The 19,080-nt window shown below is 63.2% G+C and carries 15 protein-coding genes and 1 pseudogene; 12 read left to right on the top strand and 4 right to left on the bottom strand.

The features are described 5' to 3' along the window. Window positions 1-69: 69 nt before the first annotated feature. The 4 genes and pseudogenes from ACEN2S_RS21660 to ACEN2S_RS21675 form a co-directional block, all read left to right on the top strand. Window positions 70-249 (top strand): annotated as a pseudogene (locus ACEN2S_RS21660) (IS110-like element ISMmg1 family transposase); the annotation flags it as partial. Window positions 250-693: 444 nt separating this feature from the next. Continuing rightward, window positions 694-1,710, top strand: coding sequence for a glycoside hydrolase family 3 N-terminal domain-containing protein (locus tag ACEN2S_RS21665; RefSeq protein ID WP_441870413.1), 1,017 nt, complete (start codon window positions 694-696; stop codon window positions 1,708-1,710). A 65-nt stretch (window positions 1,711-1,775) separates the two neighbouring features. Then, on the top strand, window positions 1,776-2,594 hold the full coding sequence (locus ACEN2S_RS21670; protein WP_441870415.1) for a DeoR/GlpR family DNA-binding transcription regulator: 819 nt from the start codon (window positions 1,776-1,778) through the stop codon (window positions 2,592-2,594). A gap of 69 nt (window positions 2,595-2,663) precedes the next feature. Further along, complete coding sequence (locus ACEN2S_RS21675) at window positions 2,664-3,839, top strand: MFS transporter (protein WP_441870469.1); 1,176 nt, start codon at window positions 2,664-2,666, stop codon at window positions 3,837-3,839. Window positions 3,840-3,911: 72 nt separating this feature from the next. Here ACEN2S_RS21675 and ACEN2S_RS21680 read toward each other — a convergent pair whose 3' ends face one another. Beyond that, the gene (locus tag ACEN2S_RS21680) at window positions 3,912-5,501 is read right to left on the bottom strand and encodes a GMC family oxidoreductase (protein WP_441870417.1); all 1,590 of its coding nucleotides are present in this window, start codon (window positions 5,499-5,501) and stop codon (window positions 3,912-3,914) included. A gap of 172 nt (window positions 5,502-5,673) precedes the next feature. Here ACEN2S_RS21680 and ACEN2S_RS21685 point away from each other — a divergent pair, with 172 nt between their 5' ends. After that, window positions 5,674-6,552 carry a sugar phosphate isomerase/epimerase family protein gene (locus ACEN2S_RS21685; RefSeq protein ID WP_441870419.1) on the top strand — a complete coding sequence of 293 codons (879 nt, stop codon included), beginning with the start codon at window positions 5,674-5,676 and terminating at the stop codon, window positions 6,550-6,552. A 105-nt stretch (window positions 6,553-6,657) separates the two neighbouring features. Here the strand turns inward: ACEN2S_RS21685 and ACEN2S_RS21690 are convergent, their stop codons facing one another. The 3 genes from ACEN2S_RS21690 to ACEN2S_RS21700 form a co-directional block, all read right to left on the bottom strand. Then, entirely contained in the window at window positions 6,658-8,052 is a 1,395-nt protein-coding gene (locus ACEN2S_RS21690; RefSeq protein ID WP_441870421.1) for an aspartate ammonia-lyase, read from the bottom strand. Window positions 8,053-8,109: 57 nt separating this feature from the next. Next, on the bottom strand, window positions 8,110-8,805 hold the full coding sequence (locus tag ACEN2S_RS21695) for a hypothetical protein (RefSeq protein WP_441870423.1): 696 nt from the start codon (window positions 8,803-8,805) through the stop codon (window positions 8,110-8,112). A 110-nt stretch (window positions 8,806-8,915) separates the two neighbouring features. Further along, entirely contained in the window at window positions 8,916-9,758 is an 843-nt protein-coding gene (locus tag ACEN2S_RS21700; RefSeq protein ID WP_441870425.1) for a helix-turn-helix domain-containing protein, read from the bottom strand. Window positions 9,759-9,907: 149 nt separating this feature from the next. Between ACEN2S_RS21700 and ACEN2S_RS21705 the strand changes: the two genes are divergently transcribed. From ACEN2S_RS21705 to ACEN2S_RS21735, 7 genes are all read left to right on the top strand, one after another. Continuing rightward, a complete protein-coding gene (locus tag ACEN2S_RS21705) occupies window positions 9,908-11,710 on the top strand; it encodes a thiamine pyrophosphate-binding protein (RefSeq protein ID WP_441870427.1) in 1,803 nt (600 codons plus the stop codon). Between the two features lie 157 nt (window positions 11,711-11,867). Continuing rightward, window positions 11,868-13,178, top strand: a complete 1,311-nt coding sequence (gene hisD / locus ACEN2S_RS21710) for a histidinol dehydrogenase (protein WP_441870429.1) — start codon at window positions 11,868-11,870, stop codon at window positions 13,176-13,178. Window positions 13,179-13,236: 58 nt separating this feature from the next. Beyond that, complete coding sequence (locus ACEN2S_RS21715) at window positions 13,237-14,487, top strand: ABC transporter substrate-binding protein (RefSeq protein ID WP_441870431.1); 1,251 nt, start codon at window positions 13,237-13,239, stop codon at window positions 14,485-14,487. Window positions 14,488-14,571: 84 nt separating this feature from the next. Beyond that, window positions 14,572-15,468: a carbohydrate ABC transporter permease gene (locus ACEN2S_RS21720; RefSeq protein ID WP_441870433.1), complete on the top strand. Its 897-nt coding sequence runs from the start codon at window positions 14,572-14,574 to the stop codon at window positions 15,466-15,468. Continuing rightward, window positions 15,458-16,336, top strand: coding sequence for a carbohydrate ABC transporter permease (locus ACEN2S_RS21725; protein ID WP_441870435.1), 879 nt, complete (start codon window positions 15,458-15,460; stop codon window positions 16,334-16,336). Before ACEN2S_RS21720 ends, ACEN2S_RS21725 begins: the two co-directional genes overlap by 11 nt. Before the next feature lie 5 nt (window positions 16,337-16,341). Then, a complete protein-coding gene (locus ACEN2S_RS21730) occupies window positions 16,342-17,439 on the top strand; it encodes an ABC transporter ATP-binding protein (RefSeq protein ID WP_441870437.1) in 1,098 nt (365 codons plus the stop codon). Between the two features lie 4 nt (window positions 17,440-17,443). Continuing rightward, window positions 17,444-19,006: a GMC oxidoreductase gene (locus ACEN2S_RS21735; RefSeq protein ID WP_441870439.1), complete on the top strand. Its 1,563-nt coding sequence runs from the start codon at window positions 17,444-17,446 to the stop codon at window positions 19,004-19,006. Window positions 19,007-19,080 lie beyond the last annotated feature (74 nt).

The raw sequence follows: 19,080 nt of genomic DNA on the forward strand, positions 1-19,080 counted from the left end.
GCTACCTCAGCCCGATGGAGTTCGAGGCCCGCGCTATGCTAGCTTAACCTGCTGTCCACGAAACCGGCAGCAGCTCACATCGGGCGGTTTTGTCTTCAGAACAGACATGAACCCCGGCTAATGTCGCCGCTCTATGTCCGACCTTATGTGAAGGTTCACAAGAACGATGACCGTGATGCGGAGGCCATTGCCGAAGCCGCGACGCGCCCGACGATGTCATTCGTCGCGATCAAATCGGAAGAGCAGCTCACCCGGTCGTGGAGAGATTCAACGCAAACTTCGGTCGCCAGAGACGGCCGGCCTGATCTCGCCTCTTTATGTCAGAAGTTGCAGGACTCGCTGATCTCGGCATCGAGAGCCTCGCCGCCCACGCCACCTCCGGCATGTAGGACAACAGGGCCGCGGGCGCCCTGCCCAATGGCCGTGTACATATGGCAACCTGGCGCATTTCATTCTGGATCCGCGGCAGGTGTCTGACTGCACTATACAATTCTGGGCGGGCGAATAGCGATCACGCCGACGTTGGGTGCCCCCACCATATACCCGACACCGACAGGCAAGCGTCTCTGGCGTTGCGGATTTACGCCCCGGTCGCAGTCACGCCCCAATCATGCACGATATTGCCTATTATCACTTGATGATTCACATATAACCCCGCATTTTAGCGCGAAGATGCATGATTCCGGAGGCGAAATGCACTATACCCTTCAAGAAAACGCGCGCGCGATCCTGTTGCCCGCTTTTGATACGCTCACACTCAGTGACGCGACCCGGCGCTTTTTGGACCAAGGTGGCGTGTCGATATTGTTGGGCGAAAGTCGCGCCGAATATGTCGCACGCGAGATGAGCGCGAGCCGACGCGCCTCGGAGACCGCGGCAGATATTCAGGCAGTTACCGAAGCCGCGCGCCAGCGTGCGGAGATGATGCTGACCTGCGTCGATCAGGAAATGGGGGGGATCAGCCGGCTGCATGGCCTCGTCCCCAGTTTCCCGGCGGCAGAAGCGCTGGCCGAGACGACAGATGTCGAGATCGAGCAACGCGCCGCTGCCATCGCCACGGCGGCGCGGGATCTCGGGGTGAATGCCTTTCTGGCACCGCTAGTCGATGTCCTGATCGGGCCAAACAGCTGGTTGCAGGGGCGGACCTGGTCGCAGGATCCCACCCGCGTCGGCGCGCTGTCGGCGGCCTATGTCCGGGGCGTGCAACGTGCCGGTGTCGCGGCCACCGTCAAGCACTTTCCGGGCTTTGGCACCACCACCGGCGACCCGGCGCTCGAGGCCACGGCGGTTAATCCACTGGATCTGGCCAGCCTCGAAGCGGCTTATCCGGCGTTTCGCGCCCCGATCTCCGCAGGCAGTGAGATGGTGATGGTGGGGCCTGCGATCGTTCAGGCGCTCGACCCCGAGCGCGCGGCGTTGCGCTCTGCCGAGATCATTGCGCTGTTGCGCGAAGGGTTCGGGTTCACCGGGGTGGTCATGGCCGACGATCTCGATTCAAGCGCGACCATGCGCGGAGATCCGGTGCCACAGGTGGCGATCGAGGCGCTGGCCGCGGGCTGCGATTACCTGCTGCTGGCCGATGTCGGCAATCAGCTCGACGAGGTGGCCGCAGCAATCGTCGCTGCGGCGGAAGCGGGCGTCATCTCGGCAGAGGCCCTGGCGGCATCCGCGGCGCGGGTGCGTGATCTGGCGCTGCGCTATGCGGCCTGAACGCAGGAATCAATCCCGCGATGTCACGGCTGGAAGCCCATCGACAGCCCAGCTATGGTGCCGCCATGTCTGACACACCCGATCTTCCCTTGCTTCGCCGACAGCGGATTGCCGGACGCCTGCGCCGGGGCGAGGCCGTGACCTCGATCGCTCTGGCGCAGGAATTTCAGGTCTCGGAAGATGCGATCCGCCGCGATCTGCGCGGGCTTGCCGCGGATGGGATCTGCCAGCGGGTCTATGGCGGCGCGCTGCCGCTCACGTACAGGGCGGCGGAGGCGACCGGGCCTGTCGTGGCGGATCGGCCCGTTTCCGAACGGCTAACCGAAGATCTGGCGGCAAAGCGCGCGCTGGCGGCGGCGGCCTGCGATCTGATCCGTCCCGGTCAGACGCTGTTCTTGGATAATGGCAGCACCATTCGCGAACTCGCGCAGCTTTTGCCTCGTGACAGCGGCTTGCGGGTCGTCACCAATTCGGTGCCGGTCGCGGCGGCGCTGATGGCGCGCGAAGACCTTTGGCTCTATCTGATCGGCGGAGTGCTGCGTCCGCGGGTGGGCGGCGCGGTCGATCAACGGGCGCGGGCCGAACTTGGGCGCTTTCACTTCGACCTGTGCTTTTTGGGCGCCTGCGCGATGACCGCGCAAGACGGGTTGATGGGGATCGACATGGATGATGTCGATTTCAAGCGCGCCTTGCTGGTGCAAAGTGCCGCAAGCGTCTTGATGATGACCAATGCCAAGCTCGGAAGCCGCGCGCCCTTTGCCATAGCGCCGCTTTCGGCGGTTTCGCATTATATTCTGGAGCCCGGAGCGCCGACGGCAGAGATAAATGCCGTACGCGAGGCCGGTTCCCAACTGATCGAGGCCACCGCCGTCTTGATCCCCTGACACCCGCGCCAGCGGCAATGTCCCGATTCATTTTTCATCATGACCATTCGGAGATTGATTTTGGCACAGATGACCGACGCCGCCCGGCAGCGCCTGGCACTTTCGGGTTGCTACCTCGCCGGGGGCATCGGGATCGGTGCCTGGGCCGCCAACCTGCCAGCTCTGGGTCGACAGACCGCGGTGTCAGATGGTGAGATCGGTATCATCTTGCTGTTTTTCGCGGTCGGGGCGATCCTGGCGATGTTGAACGGGCCCCGCCTGTTGCGACGGATCCGGGCGGGACAGACAGCGGCCCTGGCAGCCATTCTCTATGGCGTCTGTATTGCCAGCGCGGGCGCGCTGACCTCAATGACCACGGCGATCTTGCTTGCACTGTGCTGCGGCCTGACCTTTGGCACGCTCGATGTGTCGATGAACAGCGAAGCCGCCCAACTCGAGGCAAAGATCGGCCGCGCGATCATGTCCTCGTTGCATGCGCTGTTCAGTGTCGGCACGCTGGCGGCCTCGATCGTCTATGCGCTGCTGGCCAGCGCCGGGATCAGCGGCGGCGCCGCCCTTCTGGGGATCGGCCTCTCCATCTTGCTCACAGCACTTATTGCGTTGCGCGGCATGGACCCGGGAATATTCATGAATCCCAAGGCTTCGACGGCAACCACGATCAATGGGGCCAATGAAGCTTCCGTCCCGCAAAATGGCGGCTCCGTTGCCAGCTTCGGTCGGGTGCTGCTATTGGGTGGCATGGCATTTCTCGCGTTTTTTGCCGAGGGCGCCATTATGGACTGGACCGCAATCTATCTGGTGCGCGCAGCAGACGCGACGGAAAGCACCGGAGCTTTCGGCTTTGCGGCTTTTGCCGGGTTGATGACGCTGGGTCGGATCGTCGGCGACCGCGCCGGTCGGGTCTTTGGGACGGTGACCCTGTGCGGCGTCGGGGCCGCGACAGTCGCACTGGCCTTTGCGCTGGCGCTGGCGGCGCCGCAGATTTGGGTGATCATTCCGGCGGTGGCCCTCTGCGGTCTGGGCATTGCCAATGTGATCCCGCTGATCTTTTCGGCAGCGGGGCGTTTCAGCACAGCCGATCATGGCCGCGCTATGTCCCGCGTATTGACCATGGGCTATGCCGGGATCCTGATGGGGCCGGCTTTCATCGGCTTCGTCGCCGAGATCGCCTCGCTGCGGATCAGTCTGGGGCTGGTGGTGCTGGCAATGGCGGTGGTTGGCTTCTGCGCCCGGCTATTGCGCTAAGCGCCCTGTGCAAAAAGGGCAGCGCGGCTGTTGCCTGCGCAGCCCTTGCTCGGCGGTCTGTGGCGCGTGAGATCAGGCCGCGCGGATTAGATCCGCGGCCTTTTCCCCGATCATGATGCAAACCGCATTCGGATTGCCCGAAATAAGCGTCGGCATCACCGAGGCGTCGGCGACCCGCAATCCGTCGACACCGCGCACCCGCAACTGCGGATCGACCACGGCGCCCTCATCCCCGCCCATGCGACAGGTGCCCGCCGGATGCAGCGCAGCATGCGCCTCGGTCTGACAGAACCGACGGAACCCCTCGCGGGTGGCAAGATCATCGGTCGGGGTTTGGCGGCGTGCGATGTAACGGCGCATCTCGGGCTGCTCCATCACTTCCATCGCAAACAGCCCCCCTTCGACCACGGCATCCAGATCGTAGCTCTCCCCGAAATAATTCGGGATCACTCGCGGGAAATCCGCCGGATTGGCACTGTTCAGCAGCACCTCTCCGCGTGAGCGCGGCCGGATCTGGCCGAGGTTCACCGTGCAGCCATTGCCGCCCGGCACTGCCTCGACCCCCTCTTCGACCCCGGCACCGACCACCATGAAATACTGGACATCCGGCACCGGCTCGGACCGGTTGCCCCACCAGAAGCCGCCGCCCTCGATCAGGTTCGACGAGGCTGGACCACCGCGGAACAGCGCATATTCCAACCCGGCCAAGGCCTTCCAATGCAGCTTCTTGTACTTGTCATAGCTGTGCGGGCCATTGAGTTCATAGACCAGCGAAATCTCGATATGGTCCTGCAGGTTCTGACCAACGCCCGGCAGATCGGCCAGCACCGGGATCCCCTGTTCGCCCAGATGCGCCGCAGGGCCAAGGCCCGAGAGCATCATCAATTTCGGCGTGGCGATTGCCCCGGCCGAGAGGATCACCTCCTGCCGGGCGCGCAGCGTGCGGCTGCGTTTGCCATCCAGATATTCAACGCCGACCGCCCGGCCCTTTTCGATCAGGATCCGCGTCACCTTGGCGTCGGTCTTGACCGAGAGGTGCGGACGTTTGCGCGCGGGCCAGATATAGGCGACCGAGGCACTGCTGCGCCGCCGATTGCGCGCGGTGATCTGGTACAGCCCGCAGCCCGCCTGATCCCCCGAGTTGAAATCCGGGTTCAACGGCATCCCGGCCTGCTGACAGGCACGCAGCCAGGCGCGGGTCAGCGGATGGATATGGTCGATATCCGAGACGCCAAGCGGGCCGCCGGTCGCATGGACCTCGTTGCAAAAGCGGTTGTTGTCTTCGGCCTTGCGGAAATACGGCAGCACATCGGCATACCCCCAGCCGGTCGCGCCCTGCGCTTCCCATTCGGCATAATCCAGCGGATTGCCGCGGATATAGATCATCGCATTGACCGAACTGCCGCCGCCCAGCACATTGGCTTGAACCATCGTCGGTTGCTCTGCGCGCGTCTGCGCCGCGGTCGGCTCCCAGGGAAAGCGGCTCAGCAACCCGCCCTGCGCGGTCTTGTAGTAGGCGCCGGGGATATGAATGTAGGGATTGAGGTCGCGCGGCCCGGCTTCGAGAAGCGCCACGCTGCAAGACGGGTCTTCGGACAGACGCGCGGCGACCACGCAGCCCGTCGAGCCCCCTCCGACCACGATATAGTCAACCTCTTCCATGCGCCGCCTCCGGTCCGTTCAAACTTGCAGAGCGCAGAATATCATTCGGCCCGCGCCCCCCGAACTGCGCGACGGTGAAATTTCTGACGCGAAGTGACGCAGTATTTGCGAAAATTTACAGTGCGATTTCGTGCATTTAACAAGGGGCCATAGCTCTGCGACCGGAGGGATCATGGACGACCACAAGATCTGTTATCATGCGCTGGTCTCGAAGGACGCACCGCATGCAATTGACCTCGAAATCATGCGCGCGGGCGGTTTCGCGGGGATCGAGGCGAATATCGGCAAGATGCGCGCCTATCTGCAGGCCGGGCATAGGGAGGCCGAACTGGCCGCTCTGATGCAAGACATCTATGTGCCGGGCGCCGGGTTCTTGCTTGATATCGAGCGTCAGGGCGCGGATCAGGCAGCCTTGCTGCGCGAGGCAGAAGACATGTTCCACATCGCCAAGCTTGCCGGCGCCGAAGGCGTGCAGGTTCTGACCGGCCCAGTGCAGGTGGCCGCGGTTGAGGCCCATGCCCGTGGGGAAACGAGCCCGTTTTACGCGGGGTTGTTGCATCTGCCCAAAGCAGAACAGCTGCGCCTGACGGCTGCGAATTTCGCGACCCTCGCCGATATGGCGAAAGAACAGGGGCTGCTGCTCTATCTTGAAGCCCTGGCCTGGACGCCGCTGAACCGTCTGGCCGATCAGGTGGCGCTGATCGATGCGGCGGGGCGCGACAACCTGCGGCTGGTGGTCGACTTCTGGCATTGCTACGCCTCGGGCGATGCGCCCGAAGAAGTGGCGCGGCTGCCCAAAGAGCTAATCCATGGCGTGCATGTCTGCGACTCGCTGACCCATGACTGCGGCATCCCCAACGAAGCAGTGTTGCGCGATGTGCCGACCGGCGCCGGTGTGCTCAATCTAATGGAATGGGTCGATGCGGTAAAATCCACCGGCTATGTCGGCTGGTGGAGCTGCGAGCTGTTCTGCCGTCGTCAGCAACAGGAAAACAGCTTTGACGTGGCGCGCACGCTCAAGGACTTAATGGAGCGGCTGGTGCGGGGATAAGCCGCGACCATCGCAGCGAAGGCGCTGGCCAAAGCGGACAGGGCCCGACCGAAGGGTCGGGCCCTATGGCTGTCATCAAAGGAAGAGTCGCAATGATCCGCAGGATCAGGAGCGCAAGCGGTTCAGGTCGAACAAACGATCAACCTCGGCCGGGGTGAAACCCGCCTCGCCCAGAAGCAGACTGCGCAGGCTGGCCCCGGTCAGAGCGGCACGCGCGATCTCGGCCGCGCGATCATGGCCCAGCCGCGGCACCAGCATCGGGATCAGCGCGGTGCTCGCGGTCAAATGGTTGACGCAGGTGTCGCGATCAACGGTGATCCCTTCGACACAGCGCGATTTCAACAATTGCGCGCTGTTTTCCAGCATCTGCACATTGGTGATCAGGATATAGGCCATCAACGGTTCAAAGGCGTTGAGCTGCAATTGCCCCGCCTCGGCGGCCATCGCTACCGAGGCATCGGTACCAAAGACGTAAAATGCCACCTGATTGACCATTTCCGGGATCACCGGGTTGACCTTGCCGGGCATCTGTGACGATCCGGGCTGCACCGAGGGCAAGCCGATTTCGCCCAGACCGCCGCGCGGGCCACTGGACAGGAGCCGCAGATCGCTGGCGATTTTCGACAAGGTGAGCGCCAACCGCCGCAGCAGGGACGAATAACGCACCAGCGGCGCCACATTCCAGGCCGCGGCATGCAAGTTCACCGGGCGCCGCAGGGGCAGATCGGTCAGCGCGCTCAATTCTTCGATCGCCAAACGGGTAAAGGCACCGCTGACCGCGAAATGCGTACCCGCCACCGCGCTGCCAAGATTGATCGCCAGCAGATCGGCCGCTGCGGCATCGACGCCTTCGACCTCGGTGCGCAGCGCATCGGCGAAGGCCTCGAATTCCTGGCCCAGCGTCATCGGCACCGCATCCTGCAAATGGGTGCGCCCGAGCTTCAGCACATCAGAGAAGTCGCGCGCCTTGTCGGAAAAGGCATCGGCAAGACTGCGCAGCGCCGTCTTCAGCGGTCCGGTCTGCTGCAAGAGCGCCACCCGCAGCGCCGTTGCATGCACATCGCTGGTGGATTGCGACAGGTTCACATCGCCGATCGGATGCAGATGATCATAGGCCCCGCAGGCATGGCCCATCAGTTCAAGCGCGCGATTGGCGATCACCTCGTTCATGTTCATATGCAATGAGGTGCCGCCGCCGCCCTGAAACACATCCACCGGGAAATGCGCCGCATGCTGACCCGAGATCAATTCGTCACAGATCCGGCCAATGATCTCGGCCTTGCCGGCATCAAGCAGATTGAGCCGGGCATTGGCGCGGGCCGCCGCCTTCTTGACCTGCGCCATCGCGGCCACCATCGGCGCGAGATTGGCATAGCGAATGCCCGAGACCGGGAAGTTTTCGGTCGCGCGCAGGGTCTGGATGCCGAAAAGCGCATCATAGGGCAAACGGCGCTCCCCCAGAGCATCGGTTTCAATGCGGCTAAACACGGGATCGGGCATGGCAGGACCGGAAGATGTGAGGAGGCGGGCCCGGTACAATCCGGGCCCGCAGGGTCGTCAGGCGATCGGATGCAGTTCCACCGCCAGCCAGACCGAATCGGTCTGCGCGTAGTAGCGGTGCCAGGGGTAGGTCCACTTGTTCGCGCCGGTAACCCGACAGAACGGGTCATGTGAATAGCCGATCGGCATCAGCACGTCTTCGTACAGAGTCGCCGCGTCGCGCTCGTGGAATTTCTGCATCCGCCCCAGACCGTGGATCTGAGTATGGGTTTCCAGGAACGGATGCTCGTTATGGATAAAGCAATCGGTATCACCCGGCGACCACCACAGGTTCAACTTCAGCTCAAACTCTTGCGGTGCTTCGGGATTGCGGCGTTCATTGGTGAACACATAGGGGTCGGTGACCACCGTGCCGATGCTGTCCTGCGCCGAGATGAACAGCGGCGTGTCGCGCGGAAAGCTTTTGATCCGGTTGCCAAGCCAGTCCCAGCCCCGGAACATGCAACCGCCGAGGTTGGTCGGCTCGACCACCTTGATCAGTGCGGCGCGGTCGGCACGGGCAATTGTCCCCCCCTTGAGCCAGATCGATTTCCAGGCGGGCACGATGGTCGGATGGTCGGTGCCGGTGATCATAGGCTCGGGGCCGAGATTGACCACGACGGCATCATCTACCGCCAGATCTTGCACGTTTTCGACCAGTTGCGCCCGAATGAAGGAATCGGCGAAGGCGAGATCGCGAGTTTTGTTTTGCATGGGAGGGGGGCCTGTTGTTGAACTGCCCCCAGATCACCACGGTTTCCCGACGCAAACCATTGCGCGAGGCGATCAATTCTGACGCAAACTGACGCAAAATTGCCCGGATATTAGACCGGCTTGATCATGTCCGGGCTATCCCCCAGATATTCGCGCACCTCACGCGGAATCGTGCTGTCGTTCATGTCGAGCGTCGCCGTGCTTTCCAGCTCGGCCCGTCGCAACAGCCCCGGACGCCGGTAATGCAGCGCTGCCCGGGTCGAAAAGGGCTGGCGGAACATCGTCGCGGCTACGCCACTGACCACACCGAACATGAAGCGCTTCGAATTGCGCTGTACCGAGGAAAAGATCCCGAAAGTCAGCTCGTTCCGCTGAACCGATTCAAAATCGATGCAGAACACGCGATCGGCGATCGGAAAGGTGAAACCGTGATACTTGAAAATATACTCGGTCTTGTTCGGGTTATCGTAGCTGGGAAAGCGTTCGATGTAATAGTGGTTCAGAAAATCGCCGTTCCGGAACACGCAAAACGCCGATCGCAGAATCCGCCGGGCGTAGATCGAGGAATATTGGTATCGATCATAACAGCCGACAAACTCTTCCGAGTCCATCTTGTTGGCGACCGTCACCGTATCCAGAAACCGCGCCACCTGCGGCGCGCGGCGCAGATGGTCGAGCGCGTCGAAGTAATTGCCCTCGACCAATGCGCGGAAATGGTCATGTTCGGCAAAAAGCAGTTCGACCCCGACCCCGAAGTAATTCGCGATCACCCGGATATTGCCCGGCGAGGGCATGTGCCGCCCCGACAGATATTTGTTGAATTGCTGGCGGTTGATCCCCACCTTGCGGCATACCTGCGAGATCGACCCCTGGCGGTCGACCATGAGCCGCAGGTTGGCGGCAAAATTCATCTGGCGCGCCGTCAAGGCATCTTCGGGTTCATTCAGGGACATCGTCACACCTTCGCATGCAGTGCTTCACATTGCGTCACAACTCTCATCTATGCGTAATTGTTTCGCTTCGGTCAAGACGGCATCATCACCCCATCAAAGCCTAATTGGCGCCGCCTAGATGGGGCGCCGGGAATCGAACGGGGATAGCAATGAAACTCACTGGCGGACAGGTCGTGGCGCAGGCGCTCAAGGAATACGGCGTCGAATATGTGGCAGGGGTGCCGGGGCATGGCATCTGGTCGCTGTTCGATGCCTTCTTGCAAGAAGGCTCAGAAATTCCTTTCATCCAGGTGATGCACGAGCAGAGCGCCGTCCACATGGCCGACGGCTACTGGCGTGCCTCCGGCAAGCCGATGGCCTGCTCGACCTCGGTCGGACCGGGCGCCACCAATACGATCATCGGTCTGGCCACCGCCTATACCGACTCGACCGGCGTCTTCTATGTCTCGGGCTCGCCCCAGACCTACATGCACGGCCATGGCACCATGCAGGAGATCGAGCGCCAGCAGGACAACGCCTTCCTGCGCATCACCGAACAGGTGACCAAGCGCGCCTGGGCGGCGAATTCGGTTGCCGTTCTGCCGACGATCATGCACCGCGCATTCAATGAAATGCTGACCGGCCGGCCGGGCCCGGTACATGTCGAAGTGCCGATGGATGTGCAGGTCGAAGCCGCTGACGTCGTGATCCATCCGCTGGAAAAGCGCATGCCGACCGGCATCGCCTACCCGGATCCCGCCGCGATCGCCGCTGCCGCCAAGGTGCTGCTGACCGCCAAGCGTCCGGTCATCGTGGCCGGCGGCGGTGCGATCACCGCGAACGCCTCGGCCGAGCTGACCGCGCTGGCCGAAAAGCTGGGCGCTGCCGTCTCGATCACCTGGAACGGCAAGGGCGCCATCGCCGAGGACAATGACCTGTTCATCGGCGCCGTCGGCCAGACCGGCACCACCTGCGGCAATGAGATCACCGCCTCGGCCGATGTCGTCATCTCGGTCGGCTGCCGCTTCACCGACTGGTCGGCCTCGTCCTATGCCAAGGGCGTGTCGTTCAGCTTCCCGCCGGGCCGGCTGATCCACATCGACCTCGACCCGCGCGAGATTGGCAAGACCTACCCGACCGAAGTGGGCATCGTCGCCGACGCCAAGATCGCGTTGGGGCAGATTCTGGCCGCGATCAGCGACGAGGACGCCGCCGCGCTGCGCGTCGGCAATGCCGCCTTCCACGCCGATATCGCCAAGGCCAAGGCCGACTGGCGCGCCAAGGTCGAGCCGCGCGAGACCAGCACCGAGACGCCTTTCACCTCGCAGCGTCCGCTGGTCGCCCTGCGCAAGGTCCTGCCGCGTGACGGCATCGTCGTGGTCGGTTCGGGCAACACCCAAGGTGCCGTGAAGCAGAGCTTCCCGGTCTACGAACCCCGCACCCACCTGACCTCGGGCTCGTTCTCGCCGATGGGCTGGGCGGTTCCGGCGGCGATGGGCGCCAAGCTCGCCTGCCCCGAGAAGAAGGTCGTGGCCATCGTCGGCGACGGCGACTTCATGATGAGCCTGCCGGAAATGGGCACCGCCGTGATGAACGGCATCAACGTGGTCTTCCTGGTCCTGAACAACCAGGGCTACATGTCGATCCGCGGTGGTCAGCGCAAGTTCACCGGGCGTCACATCGCCTCGGAATTCAACCACCACGCCGGCAACGGCGAGCCCTACTCGGCCGACATCGCCGCCACCGCGCGCGCCTTTGGCCTGCAGGCCTGGAAGGTTGAAAAGAACGAGGATCTGGAAGCGAGCCTCAAAGCCGCGCTCAACACCGATGGCCCGACCCTGGTCGAAGTGATCGTGTCGCGCGATGCGGCAGGCCCCTTTGCCACCGGCTGGTGGGATTTCCCGTCGCCCGCCTATTACGAAAAGGAACAGGCGGCCTATGCCGAGATGCGTGCGAAAGAACAGCACCTCTGACCACCGACCCGGATCATCGTCCCTGACCGGGCAGCGATGACCGGCGCGGGGGCGCTCTCAGGGAACCCATCGGATCCAGGCGGCGCCCCCAACCCCTCTTTTCCGTTTTCCACTGTGGCGGTGCGCAAGCCGAACCGCCCAACAGGACAGATTTGCCATGATCCGGCATGTAAAGACCGCACGGCTGCACCAGGGCAGCCAGACCGCCCCCGAGGTAACCACCGCCGTCGAGGCCCTGCTGGCGCAGGTCGCCGAGGGCGGCGACCGCGCGATCCGCGACCTCAGCATCCGTTTCGACGGGCTGGATCGCGACAGCTATCGCCTGACCGATGCCGAAATTCGCAACTGCGTCGACGGGCTGACCCGGCAAGATCGCATCGATCTTGATTTCGCTCAGGATCAGGTTCGCAACTTCGCCCAGGCGCAACGCGACACGATGCTCGACCTTGAGGTCGAGACGCTGCCCGGCGTGGTTCTGGGCCATCGGAATGTGCCGATCGCCAATGTCGGCTGCTATGTCCCCGGTGGCAAATACCCGTTGCTGGCCTCGGCGCATATGACCGTGCTGACCGCCAAGGTGGCGGGCTGCAAGCGGGTGATCACCTGCGCCCCGCCGTTCAAGGGGCAGATCGCTGAAAAGATCGTCGCGGCACAGCATCTAGCGGGTGCTGACGAGATTTACGTGCTGGGCGGCGTTCAGGCGATTGCCGCGATGGGCAACGGCACCGAGACGATTGATCCGGTCGACATGCTGGCCGGTCCCGGCAATGCCTATGTCGCCGAAGCCAAGCGGCTGCTGTTTGGCAAGGTCGGCATCGATCTGTTCGCCGGCCCGACCGAGACCCTGGTGATCGCCGATGAGACCGTCGACGGCGAGATCTGCGCCACCGATCTTCTGGGGCAGGCCGAACATGGCACCAATTCGCCCGCGGTGATGATCACCAATTCCGAAAAACTGGCCAAAGATACCCTGTCCGAGATCGACCGCCTGCTGGACATCCTGCCCACCGCCGCAATCGCGCGGCAGGCATGGGAGGATTTCGGCGAAATCATTCTGTGCGACACCCGCGAGGAAATGGTCGCCGAAGCCGACCGCATCGCCTCGGAACATGTGCAGGTGATGACCGCGGATCCGGATTATTTCCTGAACAACATGACCAACTATGGCGCGTTGTTCCTGGGCGCGCGCACCAATGTCGCCTTTGGCGACAAGGTGATCGGCACCAACCACACGCTGCCCACCTTGAAGGCGGCGCGCTATACTGGCGGCCTCTGGGTCGGCAAGTTTCTCAAGACCTGCACCTACCAGCGGATCCTCACCGATGAGGCCTCGGCCCTGATCGGCGCCTATGGGTCGCGCCTGTGCCACATGGAAGGCTTCGTCGGCCACGCCGAACAGGCCAATATTCGCGTCCGGCGCTTCGGGGGGCGCAATGTTCCCTATGGCGCCGCTGCCGCGCCGCAATAAGCCACTCCGCCCCCGCCCGGGCGGGGGCGCCACTTGATCCGCAACAGGGAGATAAAAAATGAAACTCAAGACATTGCTTGCCGCGACGGTTGCCTTGATGCCGCTGGCGGCTGCCGCGCAGGACAAGGGCACGATCGAGGGCATCCACCATTGGGTGTCCGAGAGCGAGGTCAAGGCGCTGAACGTCATCCTCGATGGGTTGAAGACCCGCGGCTATGCCTGGCAAGACAGCGCGGTGGGTGGCATGTCCGGCGCCAATGCGCAGCAGGCGCTGCGGACCCGGCTCGCAGCGGGCAATCCGCCGGGCGCGATGCAGTTCCTGGGCTGGGAAGGCATCGACTGGGCGAATGAAGGCGTACTGCGCAATCTGAACGATCTGGCCGCCGCCGGCGGCTGGGAAGCGGCGATCGCGCCGCAGGTGCTCCCCTTCATCAAGAATGGCGACGATTTCATCGCCGCCCCGATCAACATGCACCGTCAGAACTGGGTTTGGGCAAACAAGGCGGTCTTCGACAAGGCCGGGATCGACCAGCCGACCTCCTGGGACGAGCTGATCGCCGATGGCGACAAGCTGCGCGCCGCTGGCGTGATCCCGCTGGCGATGGGGGATGAGCCCTGGCAGATCCAGCTGATCTTCGACTCGCTCGTCGTCGACCTCTACGGCCCCGATTTCTACCGCAAGGCGCTGATCGAACTGGACGATGCCGCGCTGTCCGGCCCCGAAATGAAGGGCGTCTTCGACAAGCTGCGTCAGGTCCGCGGTCTGGTCGATGACGGCTTCAACGGCCGCGACTGGGCCGTCGCAACCGGTATGGTGATCAATGGCGAAGCCGCGATGCAGGTGATGGGCGACTGGGCCAAGGGCGAGTTCCAAGCCAAGGGCATGACCCCCGGCACCGACTTCCTCTGCTTTGCTACCCCCTCCGCCGAAACCTCGTTCCTCTTCGTGATCGACACCTTCGGGATGTTCGCGGTCAAGGATCAGTCGGTGACAGATGCACAGACGGCGCTTGCCGAAACGATCATGGACCCGCAGATCCAGCGCGATTTCAACCTGATCAAAGGTTCGATCCCGGCGCGGATCGATGTGCCGGTGAACGATTTCGACGCCTGCGCCCAGAAAGGCTATGACGAACGTGCCGCCGCGATCACCAGCGGTGCCATGCTCGGTGCGCTGACCCATGGCTTTGCCAGCCAACCGCAATTCGCTTCGGTTTTCGGCGATGTCGCGGCGCAGTTCTTCGTGACCGACATGTCCTCGGAGGACGCGGTGCAGATGCTGGTCGACGGCATCAACAACGCCCGCTGACCTCCCGGCGGTGCCGCCGGGGCTCCTCTTCCCCGGCCCCGGCGGCACCGCCCTCGACCCAGATGCGTGCGCAAGGAAAACGCCATGTCACGACCCAAACCCCTTTCTGACCGGCTGGCGCAGTGGCTGCCTAGACTCGTTCTTACCCCCAGCCTGCTAGTCATCCTTGTCGGCGTGTATCTGTTCATCGCCTGGACTGGCTGGATCTCGATGTCGTCGTCAAAGATGGTCCCGGCATATGATTTCGTCGGGCTCGAGCAATATGCCCGGCTCTGGGCAACGCCGCGCTGGCATACGGCAGTGGCCAACCTCTTCATCTTCTCGGCGCTATTTTTGGCCGTGGCGGTGGTGATCGGCCTGTTCATGGCGATCCTGCTGGACCAGAACATTCGGGCCGAGGGAGCGCTGCGCGCGATCTATCTCTATCCGATGGCGCTGTCCTTCATCGTCACCGGCACCGCCTGGAAATGGATCCTCAGCCCGGCGCTCGGGATCCAGAAGGTGGTGAACGACCTCGGCTGGGCCAGTTTCGTCTTCGACTGGATCACCAAACCCGATTTCGCGATCTACACGATCGTCATCGCCGCGGTCTGGCAATCCTCGGGCTTTGCCATGGCGATCTTCCTCGCGGGTCTGCGCGGCATCGACAATTCGATCATCAAGGCCGCGCAGATTGAGGGCGCGACCCTGCCGCGGATCTACATGCAGATCATCGTGCCGATGCTGCGTCCCGCCTTTATGTCGGTGATCGTGTTGCTGAGCTATATCGCGATCAAGAACTTCGATCTGGTGCTGGCGATGACCAATGGCGGGCCGGGCAATGCGACCGAAGTTCCCTCGACCTTCATGTTCCAGGCGACGTTCCGCCGCAACCAGATGGGCGTCGGCGCAGCCAGCGCGATGATGATGCTGATGACGGTTGCCGCGATCATCATCCCCTATCTCTACTCCGAGCTAAAGGAGAGCCGTCATGGCCATTGAACACGGCTCTGCCACCCGCGCGCGGCGTATCGGCCGCACCGTGATTTATGCCTGCCTAGTGTTCATTGCGGCGCTTTATCTGATGCCGCTCTGGGTGATGATCACCACCTCGGTGAAATCGCTCGACGAGATCTACGGCGGCTCGTTCATCGGTCTGCCGAAGGTCATCACCTTCGAGGCCTGGGCGAAAGCCTGGGGGCAGGCCTGCATCGGCACTGCCTGCACCGGGCTGAAGCCCTATTTCATCAACTCGATCCTGATGGTGATCCCGGCGGTTCTGCTGTCGAGCGGGATCGGGGCGGTCAATGGCTACGTGCTGTCGAAATGGCGCTTTCCCGGGTCGAACTTTATCTTCGGGCTGATACTTTTTGGCTGCTTCCTGCCATTTCAGGCGGTGATACTGCCGATGGCGCAGGTGCTGGGTCGGCTGGGCCTCTCGGGAACGATCCCGGGGCTGGTATTGGTGCATACGGTTTATGGCATCTGCTTCACCACGCTGTTCTTCCGCAACTACTTCATCACCATCCCGGACGAGCTGACCAAGGCCGCCCAGATCGATGGCGCCGGGTTCTTCCGGATCTTCTTTTCGATCATGCTGCCCGCGGCGCTGCCGATCATCGTCGTGTCCTGCATCTGGCAGTTCACCCAGATCTGGAACGACTTCCTGTTCGGGGTTTCGTTCACCGCCGGGGACAGTTCGCCGATCACCGTGGCCCTGAACAACATCGTCAACGTCACCATGGGGCGCAAGCAATATAACGTGGACATGGCCGCCGCCATGATCGCCGCCCTGCCCACCCTTATCGTCTATGTCGTCGCGGGCCGCTATTTTGTGCGCGGTCTGACGGCCGGCGCTGTGAAAGGCTGACCGCCATGTCTACTCTTGAAATCGACCGTGTTCGCAAATCCTACGGTTCCGTCGAGATCCTCAAGGAAGTGAGCATTTCCATCGGCGCGGGGGATTTCCTCGTGCTGCTTGGGCCCTCGGGTTGCGGAAAATCCACCCTGCTCAGCATGATCGCCGGTTTGGAGGGAGTCACCGCAGGCGAGATCCGCATCGGCGGCGAGATCGTCAATGACCGCTCTCCCAAGAACCGCGACATCGCCATGGTGTTCCAGTCCTACGCGCTCTACCCGACGATGACGGTGCGCGAGAACATCGAATTCGGCATGAAGATCCGCGGCATCGCCGCCGCCGAGCGCAACCGCGCCACCGCCGCCGCGGCGGAGATGCTGCAGATCACCCATCTGCTGGATCGCAAGCCCTCGCAGCTTTCGGGCGGGCAACGGCAGCGGGTGGCGATGGGCCGCGCCATCGTCCGGCAGCCGAAACTGTTCCTGTTTGACGAGCCGTTGTCGAACCTCGATGCGAAGCTTCGTGTCGATATGCGCACCGAGATCAAGCGTCTGCACGCGCGTCTGGGCACCACCATCGTCTATGTGACGCATGACCAGATCGAGGCGATGACCCTGGCGACCCGCGTCGCGGTGATGAAGGACGGCATCGTGCAGCACCTTGCCGACCCGCAGACGGTCTATGACCGCCCGGCCAATGTCTATGTGGCCCGCTTCGTCGGATCGCCGTCGATGAACATCATCCCCGGCCGGTTGACGGTGGTGGGCGGCGCCCCGGTGGTCGAGATCACGCAGGCCGACGGCACGGAAGCCCGCCTGCCGGGCGTCGCGCTCAGCGCCGAGGCGCTGCGCCGCTATGATGGCAAGCCGGTCTTCGTCGGCATCCGTCCCGAAGCCTTCTCGATCGGCGATGCGGCGGCCGCAGGCGTCGAGGTCGGGATCGATGTCGTCGAACCGACCGGCCCCGATACGCTGGCGATGTTCTCGCTGAATGGTGCCGAGGTGACCGCGCGTCTGGCGCCGCAAGCGGTGGATGCCGGGCAGAAGGTGCGGCTCACCGTGGATGTCGCCAAGGTCGTGCTCTTTGATCGCGACAGCGAAACCCGGATTGACTGACAGCATGAGCGACCTGACCGCCGATGTCGTCATCATAGGGTCCGGGATCGGCGGTGGCACCATGGCTTCGGCCCTGGCCGCCACCGGCCGCCGCATCCTGGTTCTGGAACGGGGCGAGCATTTGCCCGACAGCCCCGAAGCGCGCGACGATGTCGCGATCTTCGAAAAGGGTGTCTATCGATCGTCCGAGGCATGGATCGGCACCGATGGTGCCCGTTTCCTGCCCGGAAATTATTACTATGTCGGGGGGAATTCAAAATTCTACGGCGCGGTAATGTATCGCTACCGCGCCGAGGATTTTACGCCGCGCCCGCATCTGGAGGGAACCTCGCCGGGCTGGCCGATGGCATATGCGGCGTTGGCCCCCTGGTATGACCGGGCCGAGGCGCTGTTCCGCGTCTGCGGCACCGCGGGTCAGGATCCAAGCGACCCGCCGCGTTCGGGGCCGTTTCCGCATCCGGCGGTGCCGGATGAACCTGCCTTGCAGAAGGTGCGGGCACGACTGACCAAGGCCGGGGTAACGCCGTCGAGCCTGCCGCTGGCCATCGATCTTCCGGCTTGGCTCGCGCGCGGGCAGACCGGATGGGATGCATTCCCCAATACCGGCGGCGCGGGCAAGATCGACGCTGAAGTCGGGCCGCTGGCCGCGGCATTGCGGCACCCCAATGTGCAGCTGCGCACCGGTGCCAGAGTGGTCCGGCTCGAAACCGATGCCGAGGGCGGCCGCATTCTGGCCGCGGTCGTGCAGGGGCCGAGAGGCGAGGAACGGGTTACCGCGCTGCATTTCGTGGTGGCCGCCGGGGCGGTGCAGACCGCGGCGCTGTTGCTCCGCTCGGCCAATGCGGCGCATCCGACCGGGCTGGCGAATGGATCCGACCAGCTGGGCCGGAATTTCATGAACCACAACACCAGCGCGCTGATCGCCGTCGATCCGCGGCTGAAGAATACGTCGGTCTATCAAAAGACGCTGTGCTTTAACGATTTTTACAACGACGATCCCAAAACCGGGGCCCCTCTGGGCAATGTCCAGCTTTTGGGCCGGATCACCGGCAATATCCTCAAGGCCCAGGTGCCCCTGCTGCCCAGGCCCCTGGCGCGGATGATCGCCGACCGGGCCTTTGGTTGGTTCCTGACCAGCGAGGATCTGCCAAACCCGTCCAGCCGGGTCATGGTGCGCGACGAGGATATTATCGTCGACTGGCAACGCTCGAACATGAAGGCGCATGCGGCGCTGATTGCGCGCGCCAAGGCGGTGATGCGGCGCGCCGGATTTCCGCTGGTTCTGGTCCGCACGTTTGGGCGCAAGACGACCTCGCATCAATGCGGTACGGCGCGGCTGGGAAACAACCCGGCGACCTCGGTGGTCGATCTCGATTGCCGCAGCCATCAGGTGCGCAATCTCTGGATCACCGATGCCTCCGTCCTACCGACCTCGGCCGCGGTCAATCCGGCCCTGACGATTGCGGCGCTGTCGCTGAAAGCCGGGCAGGCACTGGCCGCGGAGTTCACGGGAAATGGTTCCGGAACTGCGGCGACTGCGTTGGGTGACCGGATCGAAAATGCTTGATCGTGCGCAAATGTCCGACTTTCGGAGGTGGTCTGAGCACGGATGATGGGTTGCGTGGCCCCTGCTGGCGGCAC

The sequence above is a fragment of the Phaeovulum sp. W22_SRMD_FR3 genome (assembly GCF_052113705.1).
GTDB lineage: Bacteria > Pseudomonadota > Alphaproteobacteria > Rhodobacterales > Rhodobacteraceae > JBGQOG01.